The organism is Pyxidicoccus sp. MSG2, assembly GCF_026626705.1.
Taxonomy (GTDB): Bacteria; Myxococcota; Myxococcia; order Myxococcales; family Myxococcaceae; genus Myxococcus.
This window is the reverse complement of the sequence record NZ_JAPNKC010000001.1, coordinates 2,779,078-2,796,701: the sequence shown is the minus strand read 5'-3', so window position 1 is coordinate 2,796,701 and position 17,624 is coordinate 2,779,078. Positions and strand designations below refer to the sequence as shown.

Annotated in this window: 19 protein-coding genes; 11 read left to right on the top strand and 8 right to left on the bottom strand. The window is 71.2% G+C overall.

Annotation, left to right across the window (positions count from 1 at the left end):
* Positions 1-28: 28 nt before the first annotated feature.
* On the top strand, positions 29-742 hold the full coding sequence (locus tag OV427_RS10220) for a TetR/AcrR family transcriptional regulator (protein WP_267855903.1): 714 nt from the start codon (positions 29-31) through the stop codon (positions 740-742).
* A 7-nt stretch (positions 743-749) separates the two neighbouring features.
* Here OV427_RS10220 and OV427_RS10215 read toward each other — a convergent pair whose 3' ends face one another.
* Complete coding sequence (locus OV427_RS10215; protein WP_267863406.1) at positions 750-1,391, bottom strand: helix-turn-helix transcriptional regulator; 642 nt, start codon at positions 1,389-1,391, stop codon at positions 750-752.
* A 176-nt stretch (positions 1,392-1,567) separates the two neighbouring features.
* On the opposite strand from OV427_RS10215, the gene OV427_RS10210 reads away from it, so the two are divergent.
* The 5 genes from OV427_RS10210 to OV427_RS10190 all read left to right on the top strand — a co-directional run bounded on the left by OV427_RS10210 (position 1,568) and on the right by OV427_RS10190 (position 8,164).
* Positions 1,568-3,988, top strand: a complete 2,421-nt coding sequence (locus OV427_RS10210) for a DNA polymerase domain-containing protein (protein ID WP_267863405.1) — start codon at positions 1,568-1,570, stop codon at positions 3,986-3,988.
* Between the two features lie 8 nt (positions 3,989-3,996).
* Positions 3,997-4,884: a hypothetical protein gene (locus OV427_RS10205; RefSeq protein WP_267855902.1), complete on the top strand. Its 888-nt coding sequence runs from the start codon at positions 3,997-3,999 to the stop codon at positions 4,882-4,884.
* Positions 4,885-4,963: 79 nt separating this feature from the next.
* A complete protein-coding gene (locus OV427_RS10200; RefSeq protein WP_267855901.1) occupies positions 4,964-5,797 on the top strand; it encodes a VWA domain-containing protein in 834 nt (277 codons plus the stop codon).
* Between the two features lie 9 nt (positions 5,798-5,806).
* Entirely contained in the window at positions 5,807-6,571 is a 765-nt protein-coding gene (locus OV427_RS10195; RefSeq protein ID WP_267855900.1) for a protein phosphatase 2C domain-containing protein, read from the top strand.
* Positions 6,572-8,164: a phosphotransferase gene (locus tag OV427_RS10190; RefSeq protein WP_267855899.1), complete on the top strand. Its 1,593-nt coding sequence runs from the start codon at positions 6,572-6,574 to the stop codon at positions 8,162-8,164.
* A 54-nt stretch (positions 8,165-8,218) separates the two neighbouring features.
* Here OV427_RS10190 and OV427_RS10185 read toward each other — a convergent pair whose 3' ends face one another.
* The gene (locus OV427_RS10185; RefSeq protein ID WP_267855898.1) at positions 8,219-9,049 is read right to left on the bottom strand and encodes a helix-turn-helix domain-containing protein; all 831 of its coding nucleotides are present in this window, start codon (positions 9,047-9,049) and stop codon (positions 8,219-8,221) included.
* A 91-nt stretch (positions 9,050-9,140) separates the two neighbouring features.
* On the opposite strand from OV427_RS10185, the gene OV427_RS10180 reads away from it, so the two are divergent.
* Together OV427_RS10180 and OV427_RS10175 are read left to right on the top strand one after the other, a co-directional pair.
* Entirely contained in the window at positions 9,141-9,548 is a 408-nt protein-coding gene (locus tag OV427_RS10180) for a DUF3224 domain-containing protein (protein ID WP_267855897.1), read from the top strand.
* Between the two features lie 66 nt (positions 9,549-9,614).
* Complete coding sequence (locus tag OV427_RS10175; protein ID WP_267855896.1) at positions 9,615-10,058, top strand: GFA family protein; 444 nt, start codon at positions 9,615-9,617, stop codon at positions 10,056-10,058.
* On the opposite strand, the gene OV427_RS10170 is transcribed toward OV427_RS10175, so the two are convergent.
* Together OV427_RS10170 and OV427_RS10165 are read right to left on the bottom strand one after the other, a co-directional pair.
* Positions 10,055-11,371: an RNA polymerase sigma factor gene (locus tag OV427_RS10170; RefSeq protein WP_324289948.1), complete on the bottom strand. Its 1,317-nt coding sequence runs from the start codon at positions 11,369-11,371 to the stop codon at positions 10,055-10,057. The two genes, OV427_RS10175 and OV427_RS10170, sit on opposite strands and share 4 nt — an antisense overlap.
* A gap of 60 nt (positions 11,372-11,431) precedes the next feature.
* A complete protein-coding gene (locus tag OV427_RS10165) occupies positions 11,432-11,848 on the bottom strand; it encodes a hypothetical protein (RefSeq protein ID WP_267855895.1) in 417 nt (138 codons plus the stop codon).
* Positions 11,849-12,079: 231 nt separating this feature from the next.
* On the opposite strand from OV427_RS10165, the gene OV427_RS10160 reads away from it, so the two are divergent.
* The 3 genes from OV427_RS10160 to OV427_RS10150 all read left to right on the top strand — a co-directional run bounded on the left by OV427_RS10160 (position 12,080) and on the right by OV427_RS10150 (position 14,304).
* On the top strand, positions 12,080-12,502 hold the full coding sequence (locus OV427_RS10160; RefSeq protein ID WP_267855894.1) for a PaaI family thioesterase: 423 nt from the start codon (positions 12,080-12,082) through the stop codon (positions 12,500-12,502).
* Positions 12,503-12,643: 141 nt separating this feature from the next.
* A complete protein-coding gene (locus OV427_RS10155; RefSeq protein ID WP_267855893.1) occupies positions 12,644-13,789 on the top strand; it encodes an aspartate aminotransferase family protein in 1,146 nt (381 codons plus the stop codon).
* A 56-nt stretch (positions 13,790-13,845) separates the two neighbouring features.
* Positions 13,846-14,304 carry a GNAT family N-acetyltransferase gene (locus OV427_RS10150; RefSeq protein ID WP_420718258.1) on the top strand — a complete coding sequence of 153 codons (459 nt, stop codon included), beginning with the start codon at positions 13,846-13,848 and terminating at the stop codon, positions 14,302-14,304.
* A 129-nt stretch (positions 14,305-14,433) separates the two neighbouring features.
* Here the strand turns inward: OV427_RS10150 and OV427_RS10145 are convergent, their stop codons facing one another.
* The 4 genes from OV427_RS10145 to OV427_RS10130 all read right to left on the bottom strand — a co-directional run bounded on the left by OV427_RS10145 (position 14,434) and on the right by OV427_RS10130 (position 17,587).
* Complete coding sequence (locus OV427_RS10145; RefSeq protein WP_267855891.1) at positions 14,434-14,586, bottom strand: hypothetical protein; 153 nt, start codon at positions 14,584-14,586, stop codon at positions 14,434-14,436.
* Positions 14,587-14,670: 84 nt separating this feature from the next.
* Complete coding sequence (locus OV427_RS10140; protein WP_267855890.1) at positions 14,671-15,282, bottom strand: MBL fold metallo-hydrolase; 612 nt, start codon at positions 15,280-15,282, stop codon at positions 14,671-14,673.
* 98 nt (positions 15,283-15,380) lie between these two features.
* Positions 15,381-16,523, bottom strand: a complete 1,143-nt coding sequence (locus OV427_RS10135; protein WP_267855889.1) for a DJ-1/PfpI family protein — start codon at positions 16,521-16,523, stop codon at positions 15,381-15,383.
* 14 nt (positions 16,524-16,537) lie between these two features.
* Entirely contained in the window at positions 16,538-17,587 is a 1,050-nt protein-coding gene (locus OV427_RS10130; protein WP_267855888.1) for a GlxA family transcriptional regulator, read from the bottom strand.
* Positions 17,588-17,624: the final 37 nt, after the last annotated feature.

The window sequence follows — 17,624 nt, the reverse complement described above, 5'->3', positions numbered from 1 at the left end:
ACCGCTCACGTTCGGCCAGGAGCCCTCCATGACGTCCAGCACCCCGCTCGCCTCTCGGAGGAAGCCGCGCCAGTCCCGTGCGCAGGCGACGTGTGACGCCATCATTACCGCGACTGCTCAGATTCTCGTCAGGGATGGGTACGACGCCGCGAGCACCAACCACGTCGCGCGCGTTGCGGGCGTGAGCGTGGGCTCGGTGTACCAGTACTTCTCCAGCAAGGAGGCGCTGGTGATGGCGGTGATGGAGCGCTACCGGCAGGAGGGCCTCACCGACCTGGAGGAGGGCTTCGCCCGGGTGTCCGGCGAGACGCTGCGGGAGGCGCTCCAGTTGCTCATCCGCCAGTTGCTCGCGACGAAGGCCGCGAACCCGCGGCTGCACCAGGTGCTGGTGGAGCAGCTCCCCCGGATGCGGCAACTCCAGCAGGTGGACCCCTACGCCGTGCGCATGCTCCGGCTGGTGCGCACCTTCCTGGAGCCACACGCCCGGACGCTGCGTCCACGGAGCCTGGACATGGCGGCCTTCATCATCTTCAACGCCGTGGAGTCGCTCACCCACGTGGCGCTGGCGGACCGCCCCGAGTACCTCACCGATGAGGACTTCGCGGACGAGTTGTGCGCGCTGGTGGTCGGCTACCTCCAGCCGGAGCGGCAAGAGGTGAAGCGCGGCGGGCGCCCACCGGTACGGACACCCCGGCCGCGCCCCGTCGCCGCCCGCAAGGCGCGCGCGCCTGGGAAGCGGTAGCCCTCCGTCACGGCGTGGTGCGCAGCACCTCGGCGTGGGTGATGCGGTCCAGTCGGAAGGGGCGGCGCTCGTCCTTGTCCAGCTCGACGGCGTCGATGCGCGTCTCGTGCCGGTCCATGATGACGGACATGATGCGCACGTCGCGCTTCGTCTCCAGGTAGTTGCCATCCACGTAGGTGATGCGGATGGGCTGCTGCTCGAACCACGCGCGCTCTATCGCCTCGCGCACGGCCTTCTTCGCGGGGAGCGACGGCACGCCGAGGAACGACAGCTCCTTCAGCCGCGTGAGCAGCTCGCGCTGCGCGGACGTGGACAACGCGGAGCGCACCTTGTCGAGCGCGGACTCCAGCGTGTCGGTGAAGGGCATCAGGCGCATGTCGATGGCGAAGCGCCCCAGCGCGACGATGAGGGCCGCCTCGCGCGCGGTGAAGTTCACCGGCGGCAGGCTGTAGCTCCGGTCCAGCGCGTAGCCGCCCCCGCGTCCCCGCTCGGCGGCGAGCGGCATCGCCGCGGCGCGCAGGGCATCCAGGTCCCGATAAATCGTCCGGATGGTGACGCCGAAGCGCTCGGCGAGGGTCTCCGCGGTGACTCCGGTGCGGCGACCCCGGAGGTATTCGGCGAGGGCGAAGAGACGCTCGGTCCGCTGCATGGCGAGGAAACCTGACATACCACTGTCACACCATCCGCTCAATATGGCACGCGTCCACCACCGCACGGGGCCTTCCCACCTTGCATCGCGAGCACGGAGCGGGTTGCATCATGAGCGTTCTCGACGGTCACCCGCGGCTGGGCGCTGCCCCTGTAGCCACCCTCATGGCCAACCCGATGGAGGATGAGTGGCTCTGGGGATGGGACCCGACGCCGGGCATCGTCTCGGTATGGGCGGAGCCGGACGGTCGCGCCTTCGTGTGGCGGCGGCAACCCGGCGGGGGCGAGTTGGTGCGCGAGGACGTGCGCTTCCGACCCTGGCTCCTCCTGTCCTCGCTGGAGGACCTGGCGCACCTGGGGGCCCGGCTCCGTCCCGAGAAGGAGGGCCCCGGCCCGAATGTCGTGACGTGGGAGGAACTGGAGGGGCCGGGCGCGCTGCGCTACCTCGTCCGCGCGAATGACGGGCGCTCGCTGACGGCGGCGGTGCTGCACGGGGCGTCGCGGCGCCTGGGCCGTCACTTCGGGCACCTGCGTGATTTGGATGCGAACACGGCGCTGTCGCTGCCGCCCGAGGAGCAGTACCTCACCGCCTCCGGGCGCACGTACTTCCGCGACCTGGCCTTCGATGACCTGCGCCGCCTGCAGTTCGACCTGGAGACGACGGGCCTGGACGCGGAGCAGGACCGAATCTTCCTCGTGGCACTCCGAGATCCGGCGGGCGGGACGGAGGTGCTCGACGCGCGGGGCGGCGACGATGCCGCCGAGGCGGACCTCATCCAGCGGTTGATGGAGCGCATCCGCGTCCACGACCCGGACGTCATCGAGAACCACAACCTGCACGGCTTCGACCTGCCCTTCCTCGCGCGCCGCGCGCGGGTGCTGGACGTGCCGCTCTCCATGGGACGCGCGGGCTCACCGGGACTGCGCCAGCGCCCGGCCTCGCGCGGGGCCGTGGTGGGACGCGGGCCGGCGGGGCGCTCCGATGCCATGCGCCGCAGCCGGTACACCGTGCCGGGCCGTGAGCTCATCGACACGTTGGACGCCGTGCTCCGGCACGACTTCTCCGCGAGGGACCTCCCCGGCCACGGGCTCAAGGTGGTGGCGAAGCACCTGGGCCTCGCGGGGCCCGAGCGCGAGCTCATCCCCGGAGCGAAGGTCCACGAGGTCTTCCTGAAGGACCCGGAGCGGGTGAAGCGCTATGCACGTGACGACGTGCACGAGGCCGCGGGCCTCGCGCGCCTGCTGGGAGGCGCCGCCTTCGCGCTGGCCCGCATGGCGCCGCGCCGCTACGAGCGCCTCGCGGACGCGGGGCCCGCCACCGGCGTGCTGGACCCGCTGTTGGTGCGGGCCTACCTGCGCGCGGGGGCGGCGCTGCCCGCGCACGAGGAGGGGGACGGCACGTCGCACAGCGGCGCGGCGCTGCACCTGTTCGCCACCGGCGTCGCGCGGCACGTGGTGAAGGCGGACGTCGCCAGCCTGTACCCGTCCCTGATGCGCCAGTACCGCATCGGCCCGAAGCGGGACAGGCTCGGCGCGCTGCTGGCGCTGGTGGACCGGCTCGTGGACCAGCGGCTGGCCGCGAAGGCGAAGGCGAAGGCAGCACCGCCCGGCTCGGCGGAGCGCTACACGCACGAGGCGCTCTCCGCGGCGATGAAGATTGTCGTCAACTCGGCCTACGGCTACATGGGCGCGGTGGGGCTCACGCGCTTCTCGGACGTGCACGCCGCCAACGAGGTGACGCGGCACGGGCGCGAGGTGCTGGCGCTGCTGTGCCGCGAACTGGCGCGGCGGGGCGTCACGCTGCTGGAGGCCGACACGGACGGCGTGTACTTCGCGGTGCCGGAGGACTGGCGCGAATTGGACGAGCGGCGCGTGGTCTCCGAGGTCGCCGCGCTGCTGCCGCCCCGCGTGAAGCTGGAGTTCGACGGGCGCTACGCGGCGATGCTGTCCCACGAGCCGAAGAACTACGCGCTGCAGCCGTATGAGGGGCCGCTCGTCCTGCGGGGCGTGGCCTTCCGCTCCAGCCGGGCGGAGCCCTTCGGCGAGGACTTCCTGCGCCGCGCGCTGCGCTGCCTGCTGGCGGGCGACATCCCTGGCGTGCGCGACGCCTATGTCTCCACGGTGATGGCGCTGCGCAGGCGGCAGGTCCCCACCTTCGACGTGTCCTCGCGGGTGCGGTTGACGAAGAGCCCGTCGCAGTACCAGGCCATCCGTGAGCGCCGCCGCGAGTTGCCCTACGAGGCCATGCTCTCGGGCGGGCGGAAGGACTGGGCCGTGGGCGAGCGCGTGCGCATCTACCGCGCGATTGGCGGACGCGCGGGGCTGCTCCCGGACCCCGAGGACGACAGCGCCGCCAGCAACCCGGCGGACGCGCGCGACTACGACGTCGAGTACTACGTGAGGCTGCTGCGGGACACGTTCGCCGCCCGGTTGGTGCGAGCGCTGACACCCGAGGACTTCGCGACGGTGTTCGACGACCCCGGCCAGCCGTCCCTCTTCGCGCCGCTGCTCACCAATTCCCGGCCGGTGCTCAACGTGGTGCTCGACCCGCGGAGCGTGGAGCCGACCGAGGGCGGTGAGGCCCCGCCCGCGAGCTAGGTCGCCCCATGTCCGCCGCGTACTTCTCGGACGGAGTCGCCGTGGACGCCGACACCCTCGTCGTCGGCGCTACCGACGGGAGTGCTTCTCGCATCCACCTGAAGCTCGCGGACACGTGGCTCACGCACGACGTGGCGCACGACTTCATCACCTCGGTGACGCACCACCAGGGCGTGGTCTGCGCGCTGGGAAGGCACGGCCTGGTGACGTGCGTGGGGGAGTGGGGACGGCCCCTGACGCCGTGGCGCATCCGGGGCCGCTTCCGCGAGTACGTCATCACCGAGGCCGAGGCGCGCGGCCCCCTGGAGCGCGTGCGCGCGGTGGACGGGGCGTTCTTCGCCTGTGGCCGGGGCGGGCAGGTCTACCGCGTGCAGTCGGGCTCCTGGCTCCGGCTGGAGCGGGGCCTGGACCCCTGGCGGGAGAACGCCTTCCTGGACCTGGACGGCGTCGCGCGGGATGACCTCTACGTCGTCGGCATGGATGGCATCGCGGCGCACTTCGACGGCTCGCGCTGGCGCTACCTGGAGCCGCCGACGCGCGCGCACCTGTATGCCGTCCGCTGCCTCTCCCGGGGTGAGGTGGTGGTGGCGGGCGCGGAGGGCGCGCTGTTCCGGGGAGGCCGGCGCGGTTGGCGAGCGCTCCGGCATGGCGCGCCGGGGGAGAGCTTCTGGTCCATCTGCCCCTTCGGCCGGAAGCTCTACCTCACCTCGGGACTGCATGGCCTCCACGCGTACGCGCGGGGCGCATTCTTCGACGTGACGCCCGGCGGGACGCACCGGCCGCTCACCCATCGCCTGGACGCCGCGGGGGACGTGCTGTGGTCCGTGGGGCCGCGGAGCCTGCTGCGCTTCGACGGGACGGCGTGGTCGGAGATCGCCTGCCCCGACGCGGCGTGAGCGCTTCTCGTGCTGTTCGGGCCGGACCTGCTGCATTACTCTTTCGGGCCTCGTCACCACGACCTGCTCGAAGGGGAACATGGCGTACTCGGCGGAGATCAGCCGGACCAATCCAGCGTGCATCCTCATCCTCATCGACCAGTCCGGGTCCATGGAGGAGCCGTTCAGCGGCTCCCAGCGGCGCAAGGCGGACGGAGTGGCGGACGTCACCAACCGGCTCCTGCAGAACCTGGTCGTCCGGTGCGCGCGCGAGGAGGGCATTCGCGACTATTTCCATCTGGGCGTGCTGGGCTACGGCGGAGAGGTGGGGCCCGCCTTCCGGGGACCGCTCGCGGGGCGGAGCCTCGTGCCCGTCAGCGAGATTGGCCACGCTCCGGCGCGGCTGGAGGAGCGCACGCGCGAGCGTGAGGACGGCATGGGCGGACTGGTGCGCGAGAAGGTCCGCTTCCCCATCTGGTTCGAGTCGGTGGCCAACGGCGCCACGCCCATGTGCCAGGCGCTCGGCCGCGCGACGAGCCTCGTGGGTGACTGGGTGCGCCGGTATCCCGAGGGCTTCCCGCCCATCGTGGTGAACATCTCCGACGGGCAGCCCACCGACGGGGACCCCACGGCGATTGCGTCCGAGTTGCGCGGGCTGCGCACCACGGACGGCGAGGTGCTGCTGCTCAACGTGCACCTGTCCGCGCACCCGTCCACGCCCATCCAGTTCCCCAGCTCGGACACGGGGCTGCCGGACGCGCACGCGCGGCTCCTCTTCCAACTCTCCAGCCCGCTGACGCCGGGCATGCTGTCAGCCGCGCGCGAGGAAGGGCTCCAGGTGGGCGATGGCGCACGCGGCTTCGTCTTCAACGCGGACATCATCTCGCTCATCAAGTTCCTGAACATCGGAACGCGCCCGAGCAACCTGCGTTAGGGGACGTTCGTGCGCATCCGCATCGAAGCCGTCTCGCTGCAGAAGGAGGGCAACCAGCCCTCCGAGAACGAGGACGCGTACGCTCCCGAAAGCGCGGGCGCCTCCGGTGTCGCGCCACTCCTCGCGGCCGTCGCGGATGGCGCGACGGAGAGCCTCTTCTCCGGCCACTGGGCCCGGCTGCTTTCAGGGGCCTTCGCGAGCGGCGAAGTCACAGACGCGGCAGGACTTCTCGCCGTCCTTCCCGAGCTCCAGCGTCGGTGGCACGCGCACGTCGGTGCCAAACCACTTCCCTGGTACGCGGAGGAGAAGCTCCGAGAGGGCGCCTTCGCCACGCTCCTGGGCGTGCGGCTGATGGCGCCGCCCACGGCGGATGGCCCCGGTATGTGGGAAGCGCTCGCGGTGGGGGACTCGTGCCTCTTCCAGCTCCGGCGGGAAGGGCTCCTGCGCAGCTTCCCCCTGGAGCAGTCCGCTGCGTTCGGCTCCACGCCGTTCCTCATCTCCACGCATGCGCACCAGAACGGGCGCGTGGGCGCGCAGGTGCGGGTGGCCTCGGGAGCGCTGCGGGACGGCGACACGCTCTTCCTGATGACGGACGCGCTGGCGTGCTGGTTCCTCGCGGAGCACGAGCGCGGGCAGGCCCCCTGGACGGAACTTCCCGGCTCGCTATCGGGAGAGGGCAGGGCCGCGTTCGAGGCGCTCATCGGCCGGCTGCGCGCGCGCAAGGCCATCCGCAATGATGACGTGACGCTCCTCCAGCTCTTCGTGGAGAAGTGAGTGAAGCTGCCTTCCGACAGTGACTATCAGGCGGCCATCCAGAACCCACGCCAGGCGTTCTCCGACCCGGAGCTCCAGGCCGCCGTGCCGGAGTTGGTGGAGACCGGGGCCCTGGCGGGACTGCCCCGGCCCCGCGCGGGAAACTTCGCCACCGTCTACAGGCTGAACCATGGCGAGCGCTCCTTCGCGGTGCGCTGCTTCACCCGGCCCATCCAGCCCGACCAGTCGGAGCGCTACACGGAAATCATCCGGCACCTGTCGACGAATCGGATGCCGTGCGCCGTGGAGGTCGCCTTCCTCTCCCAGGGCATCCAGGTGCACGGGGAATGGTTCCCCGTCGTGAAGATGGAGTGGGTCCAGGGCGAGTCCCTGGCCCGCCACGTCGAGAAGCACCACGCGTCGCCCAAGGCGCTGTTCGACCTGGCGGCCGCCTGGGTGGAGCTGCAGGCGGACCTGCGGCGCGCACGGGTGGCCCATGGCGACCTCCAGCATGGCAACGTCGTCATCGCTCCCGAGGGGCTCCGGCTGGTGGACTACGACGGCATGTTCGTCCCCGCCCTCGCCGGGCGCCGGAGCCACGAGCGCGGGCACGCCAACTACCAGCACCCGGACCGCGCCCCGGACTTCTTCGACGAGCGGCTGGACCACTTCTCCGCCTGGGGGGTGTGGGCCTCCCTCGTCGCCCTGGCCCACGAGCCTGCGCTCTGGGCGCGGTTCCAGGGCGGCGATGACTGCCTGCTGTTCCGCAAGAAGGACTTCGTCGAGCGCCAACGCTCCCCGCTGTTCCAGGCCCTGCTGTCCTCCCCGCACGAGCGAGTGAGGGCGGTGGCGTCCCTCTTGTTGGACTCGCTCCTGACGCGCCTTCCGCACGAGGTACCTCCCCTGGACGGCGCGGCCCTCGCGGACATCCAGCTGCCCGCGGCGCCAGTGGCCTCGCGAATCGCGGTGAAGGCGGCGCTGCCCCCGGGGAAGGCGCCTCTCGCGCCGACCGCCGCGCTCGAGGTGTCGCGCTTCATGGTCCCCGCGCCCGCGTCCCCGCCGGTGCCCGCTGGGGTGTCGATGGAGGACCGCAAGGTGGCCAACGGCATCCTGCTCGCGGGCGGCCTGTCCGCCGTCCTGGCGGTGGCCCTGTCTCCGCTGTGGTGGGTGGGGCTGGGCCTCACGGGAGGGCTGGGGTTTCTGTGGGCGCGCTCCAACTTCCAGCGACAGGGAGCCCTCGTACGGCGGAGGGCGCTCCAGGCGTCGCTCGCTACGACGCAGCGGGAGCTGGCGCGGGTGGAGGCCCGGCTCCAGAAATTGCTGAACACGCGCGCCCGTCGCGAGAAGTCCGCGAGCGCCCGGTTCGTCGAGCAGCGGCGCGAGCTGGACGCACTGGAAGGCGAGGGCCGCCAGGCGCTGGAGGCCGCACGACTTATGAAGTCCCGGGCTTCGCGCCTGGAAGTGCTGGGCTTGGAGCTCGTCGCGGTTCGTCGCCAGTGCGCCAACCTCCACTGGCGCCGCGAGGAACTGGAGCGCGAGCTGGCCGCGCTCGGCACCCTCGATTTCAGCCGCTACCTGGGCCTGCTCCTCAAGGACAGCCCGGAGGCGTCCTGAGCGCAGGGCAGGGCGTGGCCCCGAGCACCCACGTCATGCCACGGCTCGCCGCGCTCAGCGCCTCCGGCCGGGCCCGCTCGCCCGCGCTTCCGCGAGGTACCGGGCCGGCGGACGGCCCACGACGGCCTTGAAGTCGCGGATGAAGTGCGACTGGTCGAAGTACCCCAATTCCAGCGCGAGGCTCGCCATGTCCGGCACGTCCGCCCGGGTGAGCCGCTCGGCGGCCTCGTGCAGGCGATAGCGCTGGATGACCCACTTGGGGCTCACGCCGACGGCCGCGTCGAAGCGGCGCTGCAGCTTGCGCGGCTCCAGTCCCGCGAGCGCGGCGACCTGGTCCATCCGGATGATGGTCGGGTCCGCGGCGAGCCGCTCCACCAGGTCCCTCAGCCGGGCCGTCTCTTCGGGCATGAGTGGCAGCCGCTTGCAGAGGAAGTCCTCCGCGAGCACCACGCACCGCCTCGGGTCCGGCTCTCCGAGGATGGCGTCCCGCAGCGCGTGGGCCTCCGGGCCGAACACCGTGCGCAGGCTGAGGCCCCGGTCGGTGATGCGCGAGAGCGGCGCGCCGAGGAAGGGCTGGAAGGCCGCGGGGCGAAACTTGATGCCGAAGACGCGGTCCTGGCCGCGCAGGTGCCGCCGGAATCTCCGCGCCGTCTGCACGCCCATCACCCGGGCACGTCCCCGCTCGAAGACCAGGTGCACGCACGGGTGCGGCAGCGTCTCCGCGAGGACAGGTGGCTCGCCGCGGAGGTCCCACCGCACCGTCCAGTAGTGCTGGACGAAGGGCTCCAGGGCGGGGGAGGGCGCGAAGCGCTCGTGGGCAATCCGACCCTCGGGCGCGCGGCGCTGGAGGACGCCACGGGGCGCGTCGAGACGGGGGCGGCTCACTGCACGGCATTCTGGGCAGGTGTCGCGTTTTTGCAATCGCAGCGCGGCGCGGGGGGCGTATCTGACGGGCCACTCAAGGAGCGAAGACCCCATGACGAAGCGCGCGAGCGGAGCATTCGACGTCAAGCTGACCCCCATGGCCCCGGACGCGGGGGCCGAGGCCTCGGCGATTGGCCGGCTGGCCCTCGACAAGAAGTTCCACGGTGACCTGGAGGCGACCAGCCAGGGGCAGATGCTCGCCGTGAGGACACCCGTCGAGAGCTCGGCCGGGTACGTGGCCCTGGAGCGCGCCACCGGCAGCCTGCACGGCCGCACTGGCTCCTTCGCCCTCCAGCACTCGGGGACGATGACGCGCGGTGTGTCCCAGCTCGTCCTCACCGTGGTGCCGGACTCCGGCACGGGGCAGTTGGAGGGGCTCTCCGGCTCGATGCGAATCATCATCGCCGGGGGCCAGCACGCGTACGAATTCGACTACGCGCTCCCTTCCGGTGAAACCTGACATAAGGCTGTCACGACCGGGGCCTACAACTCTTCCTGTCCTTCACGCCGCACAGGAGAACCCGTCATGAGCGAGACCCAGACCCAGAAGACCTCCAGCAACCTGAAGACGCACGCGGGCGGCTGCCGGTGCGGCGCCGTGCGCTTCGAGGCCGAGCTGGACCTCACCGCGCCCGTCAGCCGCTGCAACTGCACCATCTGCACCAAGGTGGGGGCCACGAGCGCCGTGGTGAAGCCGAGCGCCTTCCGCCTGGTGTCCGGCGAGGAGAGCGTGGGTCGGTACAGCGAGGGGAACAGCCCCAACTACCGCGCCTTCTGCAAGAAGTGCGGCATCCAGGTCTTCGGCGGCGGCCACGTGCCGGAAATCGGCGGCGACTTCCGGAGCGTCTACGTCAACTGCCTGGATGACGTGGACCTGAGCGAGCTGACCATCCGCTACTGGGACGGCCGCAACAACAACTGGGCCGCGGGCATGCGCGCCCAGCCGTGGCCTGTCCGCGCGCAGGCCTAATGCCGCGTCCGGGAGGACTCGGCGCACGTCTCGGCGCGCTCCAGCAGCAGCTTGCGCTCGCGCGCGTTGCGCGTGAGCGAGGCGGCGCGCTCGAACTCCTTCCGGGCCTCATCGAAGCGGCCGAGCTTCGAGAGCAGGTCTCCGCGGACGCTCGGCAGCAGGTGGTAGCTCTTGAGCGAGGGCTCCGGCAGCAGCGCATCGACGAGCTTCAGCCCTTCCGCCGGGCCCAGGGCCATGGAGATGGCGACGGCGCGGTTCAACTCCACGACGGGGGAGGGCATGAGGTGGACCAGCTCGCCGTAGAGCGCGGCGATGCGCGCCCAGTCCGTGGCCTCCGGGGTCCGCGCCCGCGCGTGGCACGCGGCGATGGCGGCCTGCAACACGTACGGGCCCCGGGGGCCGCCCGTCGCCTCGGCGCGCTCCAGCGCCGCCAGCCCGCGACGGATGAGGAGCTGGTCCCAGAGGGCCCGGTTCTGGTCGAGCAGGAGGATGGGCTCGCCCGTCGGGCTGGTGCGCGCCCGCATCCGCGACGCCTGGATTTCCATCATCGCGACGAGGCCGTGGACCTCCGGCTCGTTGGGGGTGAGTCCGGCGAGGATGCGGCCCAGGCGGAGCGCGTCCTGGCACAGCTCCGGTCGCATCCAGTCATCCCCGGCGGTGGCGGAGTAGCCCTCGTTGAAGATGAGGTAGATGACGCCGAGCACCGACGACAGCCGCTCCGCGAGCTCGGGCCCGCGCGGCACCTCGAAGGGCACCTTCGCCTCGGCGAGCGTGCGCTTGGCCCGGACGATGCGCTGGGCGACGGTGGGCTCCGGGACGAGGAAGGCCCGGGCGATTTCGTCCGTCGTGAGGCCGCCGAGCAGCCGCAGCGTGAGGGCGACGCGCGCCTCGGACGAGAGCACCGGGTGGCACGCGGTGAAGACAAGGCGCAGCAAGTCGTCGCCCACGTCGTCGTCGAGCGCCGCGTCCAGGTCCGGCGTGGACTGCTCCTGCCAGGCCTGCATCTCGTGGCCCAACTCCTCGTGCTTGCGCTCCAGCCGCTGGTTGCGGCGGATTTCGTCGATGGCGCGGTGCTTCGCGGTGGCCATGAGCCAGGCGCCCGGGTTCGTCGGGACGCCGGACTTCGGCCACTGCTCCATCGCGGCGACGAGCGCGTCCTGCGCCAGCTCCTCGGCGCGGCCGACGTCGCGCACGAAGCGCGTGAGGCCGGCGATGAGCCGGGCCGATTCGATTCTCCAGACCGCGTGAATCGCGCGCTGCGTCTCGGTGGCCGTCACGGCGCCCGACTTACGCAGGCCGGGCCTCCAGTTCAAGGCCGGGAATGACGTCCCACCCGCGCCGTGCTCCTCACACACGCGCCGCGAGGACTCCGCTCACTTGCCCGGGCGGAAGCGCATGGCACTCCAGACGGAGTCGAGCGCCACCTGGCGAACGCCCTGGATGCCCTGCTTCTCCAGGTGCCGCCAGAGGATGTCCCGGTTGAGGTCCGTGTCCAGTTGCCCCGCCTTGGGGTACGCCGCCCACGCGATGCGGTCCGCCTTCGCGGCCTCGATGAGGGGCGCGCACTTCGCGTCCACTTCGGCCAGGTTCTTCACGAAGACGAGCAGGCCCTCTGCCTTCGCGGAGGTGGTGGTCACCACGTCGTCGAGGTCGACGCCCGCGGGCTTGCCGACGACGCGGGTCTTCATTCCATCCTTGAGGTTCAGCTTCTTCGCGAGACTCATGTGGGGGCTCGTCTCCCGTGCGAGCGTGCTCATGTAGAAGATGAAGTCGAAGGGCAGGAACAGCATGGCATGAGGTCTCTGTGAAGGGCCCGGGTCTGTGCTGCTTCAGACTCCACGTCGAACGAGCGTCCGGGAGATCGACACCCTGAATTTCCCGGGGCTTTTCGCCCGGACAAGTGCGCGGAATCACAGGGACCTGGTGGGTGGGATACCCCAAGGGCAATTGCGCGGGCGGCGGCTCCTGATTAGAACGTGATTCTAGAATCAGATTCTAGATTGCCGCGAGGGGAACACCGCATGGACGCGCTGCTGCAACTCGGTCGACAGGTGCTCGGACAGCAGTCCTTCAGCACGTTGCTGGGAACGGAGTTGACGCATCTGTCGCCGGGCGACGCCGTGCTCGAGCTCCGCCTGAAGGACGACCTGCGCCAGCAGAACGGCTTCGCCCACGGCGGCGTGCTGAGCTACCTGGCGGACAACGCCCTCACCTTCGCGGGCGGCACGGCGATGCAGGTGCCTGTCGTCACGTCGGAGTTCAAGATCAACTACGTCCGTCCGGCCGTCGGCCTTCGCCTCATCGCGCGAGCCCGCGCGGTGCATGCGGGGAAGCGCCAGGCCGTGTGCCACTGCGACATCTTCGCCCTCTCCGAGAAGGGCGAGACGCTGGTGGCCGTGGCCCAGGGCACCATCGCCGCCATGCCCCCGCGCGAGGAGACCTGACGGCTGCATTCAGTGCATATGCATGGGGCGGGCAGGCGGCTCACATAGGCAAATCGTCACTTGTGCTGCGAATGGGGCTGCATAATATGCGCGCCCATTCTCACCGCGGCCATGTGTCCGCCAGGAGCGCACGCCCTTCCCATGTCCAGCCAGCCCGGCCTTCCGGCCCTGCTTCCGACCTACGCGCCCTATCCATTTCCCATCCACCGGGGGGAGGAGGACCGCGTCTATGACGACCAGGGGCGGGCGTACCTGGACTGGTACGGAGGGCACTGCGTCTGCGCCACCGGCCACTCCCACCCGCGAGTGGCGGAGGCGGTGGCGGCCCAGGCCCGCTCGCTCCTCTTCTATTCGACGGCGGCCTCGCTGCCGGTGCGCGACGCGGCCGCGGAGAAGCTGGTGGCCTTCGCTCCCGAGGCCATGGCGTCCGTCTTCTTCTGCAACTCGGGTACGGAAGCCAATGAGAACGCGCTGAAGATTGCGCTCCTGCTGACGGGGCGCAAACGACTGGCCGCCTTCGAGGGTGGCTGGCACGGGCGCACGCTGCTGGCGCTCTCCGTCACGGACGACCCGAAGCTGACGCAGCCCCTGGCGGACCTGCTGGTGCCCAAGCGGGTGCTGCCCTTCAACGACGTGGCCTCGCTGGCGTCGGCGGACCTGTCCGACGTGGCGGCGGTCATCGTCGAGCCCATCCAGTCCATGGCCGGGGTGCGCACGGCGAATGTCGAGTGGCTCCAGGCCCTGCGCCGCGCGTGTGACGCGAGCGGGACGCTGCTCATCTTCGATGAAATCCAGACGGGCATTGGCAGGACGGGCGCGCCATTCGCCGCCCAGCGCTTCGGCGTGACGCCGGACCTCATCACCTGCGCCAAGGCCATGGCATCCGGCGTCCCCATGGGCGCGGTGCTGATGACTGCGGCGGTGGCGCGGGCCCTCAAGTCAGGAGACCTGGGCTCCACCTTCGGCGGTGGGCCGCTCGCGTGCGCCGCGCTGAGCGTCACCCTGGACATCCTCCGCGATGAGCGGCTCATGGAGCGCGCGCTCTACGTGGAGGCCCTGCTGCGCCGCGAGCTGGAGGGCACGGTGGTGCGACAGATTCACGGCGCGGGACTGTTGCTCGGTCTGAGGGTGGGCCCGCGTGCGTCGGCCCTGCGCCAGCACCTGCTCGCGTCGAACATCCTGGTGGGTGGCTCGCATGACCCCGAGGTGCTCCGCCTCATGCCGCCGCTCAACGTGCGCGACGAGTCCGTCGCCGCGCTGGTGAAGGCCATCCGCGCGTTCCAGTAGCGGGGCCTTCGCGACGACCCGTGGCGCACGCGCGGGCATTTGCAAAGATGGGGGCCATGGCCCCCGTCACCTTCCGCATCGCCACTGTCGCCGACCTGCCCACCATCCTCGCGCTGCTCGCCGATGACGCCATCGCCCGCTCGCGCACGGGCTACCTCGCCGAGCCCACGCCGGCCGTGCGCGCCGCCTTCGACGAGATTTCCGCCGCCTCGGACAACGAGCTCATCGTGGGCGAGCTGGCAGGCGAGGTCATCGCCACGCTGCAGCTCACGTACATCCCGGGCCTGAGCCGTGGAGGGATGCGGCGCGCGCTGGTCGAGGCGGTGCGTGTGCGCGCGGACCTGCGCGGCCAGCGCATCGGCGAGCAGCTGATGGAGGACGCGATGGCCCGCGCGCGCGCGCGCGGCTGTGGGCTGATGCAGCTCACCACCGACAAGCGCCGCACCGACGCCCACCGCTTCTACGCGCGCCTGGGCTTCGAGGCGAGCCACGAGGGCATGAAGCGCGCGCTCTGACCGCGTCCCCGGCACCGGAGCGGGCTCTGCGACTCACCCGCCGAGGCAATGGCAACCATGTCTGCTCATCCCGGACGCAGAGTGTCTCGGCAGCGTCGAGCAGCACTTCGAGTCCTGCTTCGACTCGCACTACACGCTCGGCGGTCGGCGCCGCGCCGGCGGGCTGGACAGCAGCGCGCTGGTCTCCTGAGCAACCTCGAAGAGTCGAAGCTCGTCGACATAGAACCGCACCTGCACCTCGGCAGAGGCGGATGGGACGAATACGTCTGCTCGCACGCTCATTGCTGGCATCTCCGACCCGGGGCCCGAAGGCTTTCGGGTTCGTGCGGCCATGCCGGTCTGATGCATGGGCAGCGTGGGTGAGGCTCAGGTGTCCTGGGGCAGCGCGGCCACCAGCTCCTCCAGTGCCGCGCGCCCGCGGAGGAACACCGGCCAGCCGTCGCCCACCAACACCGTGTCGATGCGCGTCCTGGCCAGCAGCCCGCGGACAGAGGCCCGCGCACGGGCTGCGTCCTTCAGCTTCGCGTCCGGCAGGAGGTTGAGCCGGCCGCCCATATGTCCGCGAAGGAGGTCTCCCGTCAGCAGCGTTGTGTCCTCCAGGAGGAAGGCCAGCTCGCCGGGCGTCTTGGAGCCGTGCAGCTCCAGGGCCTCCAGGCCGGGGACGAGCGTCTCGCCGTCGGCGAGCCACCGGTCGCATTTCAGGGGAAAGGTATCGGACTCGGCGCGGGGGCCGGCGACCTTCGCACCGAAGTCCGCGACCAGCTCCCGCGTGGCGCGCACATGCTCCGAGTTGGTCAGCACGACCCAGGTCACCCCACCCAGCGAGCGCAGGTGCGCGGCATCATGGGTGGACAGCGGGAGCGGGTCGAAGACCACGTTCCCTTCAGGGCGGACCCAGAGGACGCTGTGGAAGTCCAGGTTGCGCGCCTCGTCGAAGCGAGACCATCCATGGAGGTCTTTGCGGTGCAGGGCTTTCATGGCGCCCCAGCCTGCCCGCATGGCGTGCCGCCGGGAAGTGCCAGGGGCAGGCGGACGCCACTTGTTTGGGGAGCGGCCCGTCGTCCGCAGCCGAGCGCCTACCCTGCGCGCGCGATGGCCAGCTTCGCCGTGTACTGACCCGCGGCGCCCGGCCGCGGATGGAGCGTCAGCACGCCGGTCCAGGGCTCGCCCTTGCGCCCGCTGAAGCGCCAATCGCTGCGCAGCGGCGAGGCCTCGCTCGCGGATGCAGGCTCGCGGCGCGCCCACCCGCCTGCCGCGAGCCCCTGGCCCAGTTGAGTCATCAACTGCGCCGCGCTCAGCGCGGAGCGTCCCACGAGGACCAGCTCCCAGCGGTCGGTGCTCCCCTCGGTGCTCGCGATGTCCCAGTCGCCGAGCGCGTCCACGTCAACCTGGGGGATGAGCCGGTCGGCGAGCGCGGCGCGCACGAAGCTCTCGCGGGGGCGCCAGTCGTACTCGCCCGCGAGCGCCACCCGCTGCGCGAGTCCCAGACCATCCAGCTTGGACACCACGTGCAGCGCTCCGTCGATGCCCGCGGCGAGCCCCGCGGTGGTGATGATGCGCCCGTTGTCCACGAAGCGCCGGTCGTCCACGACCTTGACCTTCGGGAAGGCGGCCTGGAGCTTCTCGAGGTTGATGTACGTGGTCGTCGCGCTCAGCCCGTCGAGCAGGCCCGCATTCGCCAGGATGAAGGCGCCGTTGCAGACGGACATCAGCTGCTGCACGCGGGTGCTCTGCTGCTTCACCCACGCGAGCGTCGGCATGCTGTGCTGCGCCTCCGTCACCCCGCCGCCGGGCACCACGACGACGTCGGCCTGGGGGGCATCGGCGAACGCATGCTTCGGTACGACTGTCATCCCCATCGCGGTGGTCACCGGCGCGCGCGTCTCGGCGACCGTGAACACGTCGTAGTCCGCGCCGCCGAACACCTCGTAGGGGCCCGTGTAGTCGATGATCTCCACGCCGTTGAAGATGAGGATGGCGACCTTCTTGCGCGGCGGGGCGGGCGCCGCCGCCTCCTGCTGCTCGACCAGCTTCATCCCGCAGAGCGGGCAGGTGCCCGGCTTGTCGTGCACCTTCGCGTCACAGGGGTGCGCACAGGGAGGGCAGACGTAGTGCTTCGCGTTCGCCGCCGCGGGCTCCACGGCGGAGGCCGCGCCCGAGCTCAGGGCAAGGGCGAGCAGGAGGGGGGCGGCTCGGTGGAAGAGGCGGTTCGGTTTCATTCGAGGCTCCGGGTTCAGGAGGCTGAGGCGATGGCGTGACGGTTGAAGCGTTCGCGGTACTGGCCGGGCGGGATGCCCACCTTGTGGAGGAAGGCGCGGCGCATGGCCTCCGGGGTGCCGAGGCCGCTCATCGCGCACACGGCCTCGAGGTCCTCCGAGGACTCCTCGAGCAGGCGGCGCGCGGTCTCCACGCGGGTGGAGGTCACGAAGCGCGCCGGGGTCATCCCCACCTCGCGCGTGAATACCCGGGCGAAGTTGCGCGGGCTCATCGCCACGCGCCGGGCGAGGGTGGGCACCGAGAGGTCCGCACGCGGGTGGTCCTGGATGTACGCCTGCAGCTCGCGCAGCGGCTCCTGCTCCGCGAGCTGCACGGAGAGCTGCGCGCTGAACTGCGCCTGGCCCCCGGGGCGGCGCAGGAACATCACCAGGGCCCGGGCCGTCTCCAGCGCCGCCTCGCGGCCGTGGTCCTCCTCCACGAGCGCGAGGGCCAGGTCCATGCCCGCGGTGACGCCCGCGGTGGTGTAGAGCCCTCCCTCCTGCACGAAGATGCGGTCGGACTCCACCTGGATGCCGGGGTACTTGCGGGCGAGCGCGTCGCACGAGGCCCAATGGGTGGTGGCGCGGCGGCCCTCGAGCAGCCCCGCCTCGGCGAGGAAGAAGGCCCCGGTGCAGACGGACGCGAGCCGCCGCACGCCACCTGCCTGCCGGCGAATCCAGCGCAGGAGCGGCGGATGCGTGCAGTAGCGCTCCGCGCCCCGTCCTCCCGCGATGAGCAGGGTGTCGATGCCGCGGCGCACCTCGTCGAAACGGCGGTCGGCGTGCAGCCGCAGCCCCGAGGACGCGGGGAAGGCGCCGCGCTTCAGCCCGATGATCTCGACCTGGTAGGCATCGTCACCGCGCAGGCCGCTGTCCTTGAGCCAGCGCGACGCGCGCGCGAAGACCTCGAGGGGCCCCATGACGTCCAGCATCTGCACGTCCGGGTAGGCCAGCATTGCCACCCGGCAGGTCTTCGGGGGCAGGGCGGCGGTGCGCGCGGCCTTGGGCCGTGGGGGTCGCGTGGACATGGTGACACCATGCGACCGCGCGGCGTTTGAGACAATG

What these genes read in the sequence shown, in the direction of transcription:
- OV427_RS10165 (WP_267855895.1), bottom strand. Translation starts at nt 11,848, where the DNA reads ATGCTGTTCCTGCCCTTCGACTTCATCTTCTACATGAGCACGCTCGCA.
- OV427_RS10175 (WP_267855896.1), top strand. Translation starts at nt 9,615, where the DNA reads ATGAGCGAGACCCAGACCCAGAAGACCTCCAGCAACCTGAAGACGCAC.
- OV427_RS10135 (WP_267855889.1), bottom strand. Translation starts at nt 16,523, where the DNA reads ATGAAACCGAACCGCCTCTTCCACCGAGCCGCCCCCCTCCTGCTCGCC.
- OV427_RS10220 (WP_267855903.1), top strand. Translation starts at nt 29, where the DNA reads ATGACGTCCAGCACCCCGCTCGCCTCTCGGAGGAAGCCGCGCCAGTCC.
- OV427_RS10130 (WP_267855888.1), bottom strand. Translation starts at nt 17,587, where the DNA reads ATGTCCACGCGACCCCCACGGCCCAAGGCCGCGCGCACCGCCGCCCTG.
- OV427_RS10205 (WP_267855902.1), top strand. Translation starts at nt 3,997, where the DNA reads ATGTCCGCCGCGTACTTCTCGGACGGAGTCGCCGTGGACGCCGACACC.
- OV427_RS10145 (WP_267855891.1), bottom strand. Translation starts at nt 14,586, where the DNA reads ATGAGCGTGCGAGCAGACGTATTCGTCCCATCCGCCTCTGCCGAGGTG.
- OV427_RS10210 (WP_267863405.1), top strand. Translation starts at nt 1,568, where the DNA reads ATGGAGGATGAGTGGCTCTGGGGATGGGACCCGACGCCGGGCATCGTC.
- OV427_RS10215 (WP_267863406.1), bottom strand. Translation starts at nt 1,391, where the DNA reads ATGCAGCGGACCGAGCGTCTCTTCGCCCTCGCCGAATACCTCCGGGGT.
- OV427_RS10200 (WP_267855901.1), top strand. Translation starts at nt 4,964, where the DNA reads ATGGCGTACTCGGCGGAGATCAGCCGGACCAATCCAGCGTGCATCCTC.
- OV427_RS10150 (WP_420718258.1), top strand. Translation starts at nt 13,846, where the DNA reads ATGGCCCCCGTCACCTTCCGCATCGCCACTGTCGCCGACCTGCCCACC.
- OV427_RS10160 (WP_267855894.1), top strand. Translation starts at nt 12,080, where the DNA reads ATGGACGCGCTGCTGCAACTCGGTCGACAGGTGCTCGGACAGCAGTCC.
- OV427_RS10140 (WP_267855890.1), bottom strand. Translation starts at nt 15,282, where the DNA reads ATGAAAGCCCTGCACCGCAAAGACCTCCATGGATGGTCTCGCTTCGAC.
- OV427_RS10155 (WP_267855893.1), top strand. Translation starts at nt 12,644, where the DNA reads ATGTCCAGCCAGCCCGGCCTTCCGGCCCTGCTTCCGACCTACGCGCCC.
- OV427_RS10180 (WP_267855897.1), top strand. Translation starts at nt 9,141, where the DNA reads ATGACGAAGCGCGCGAGCGGAGCATTCGACGTCAAGCTGACCCCCATG.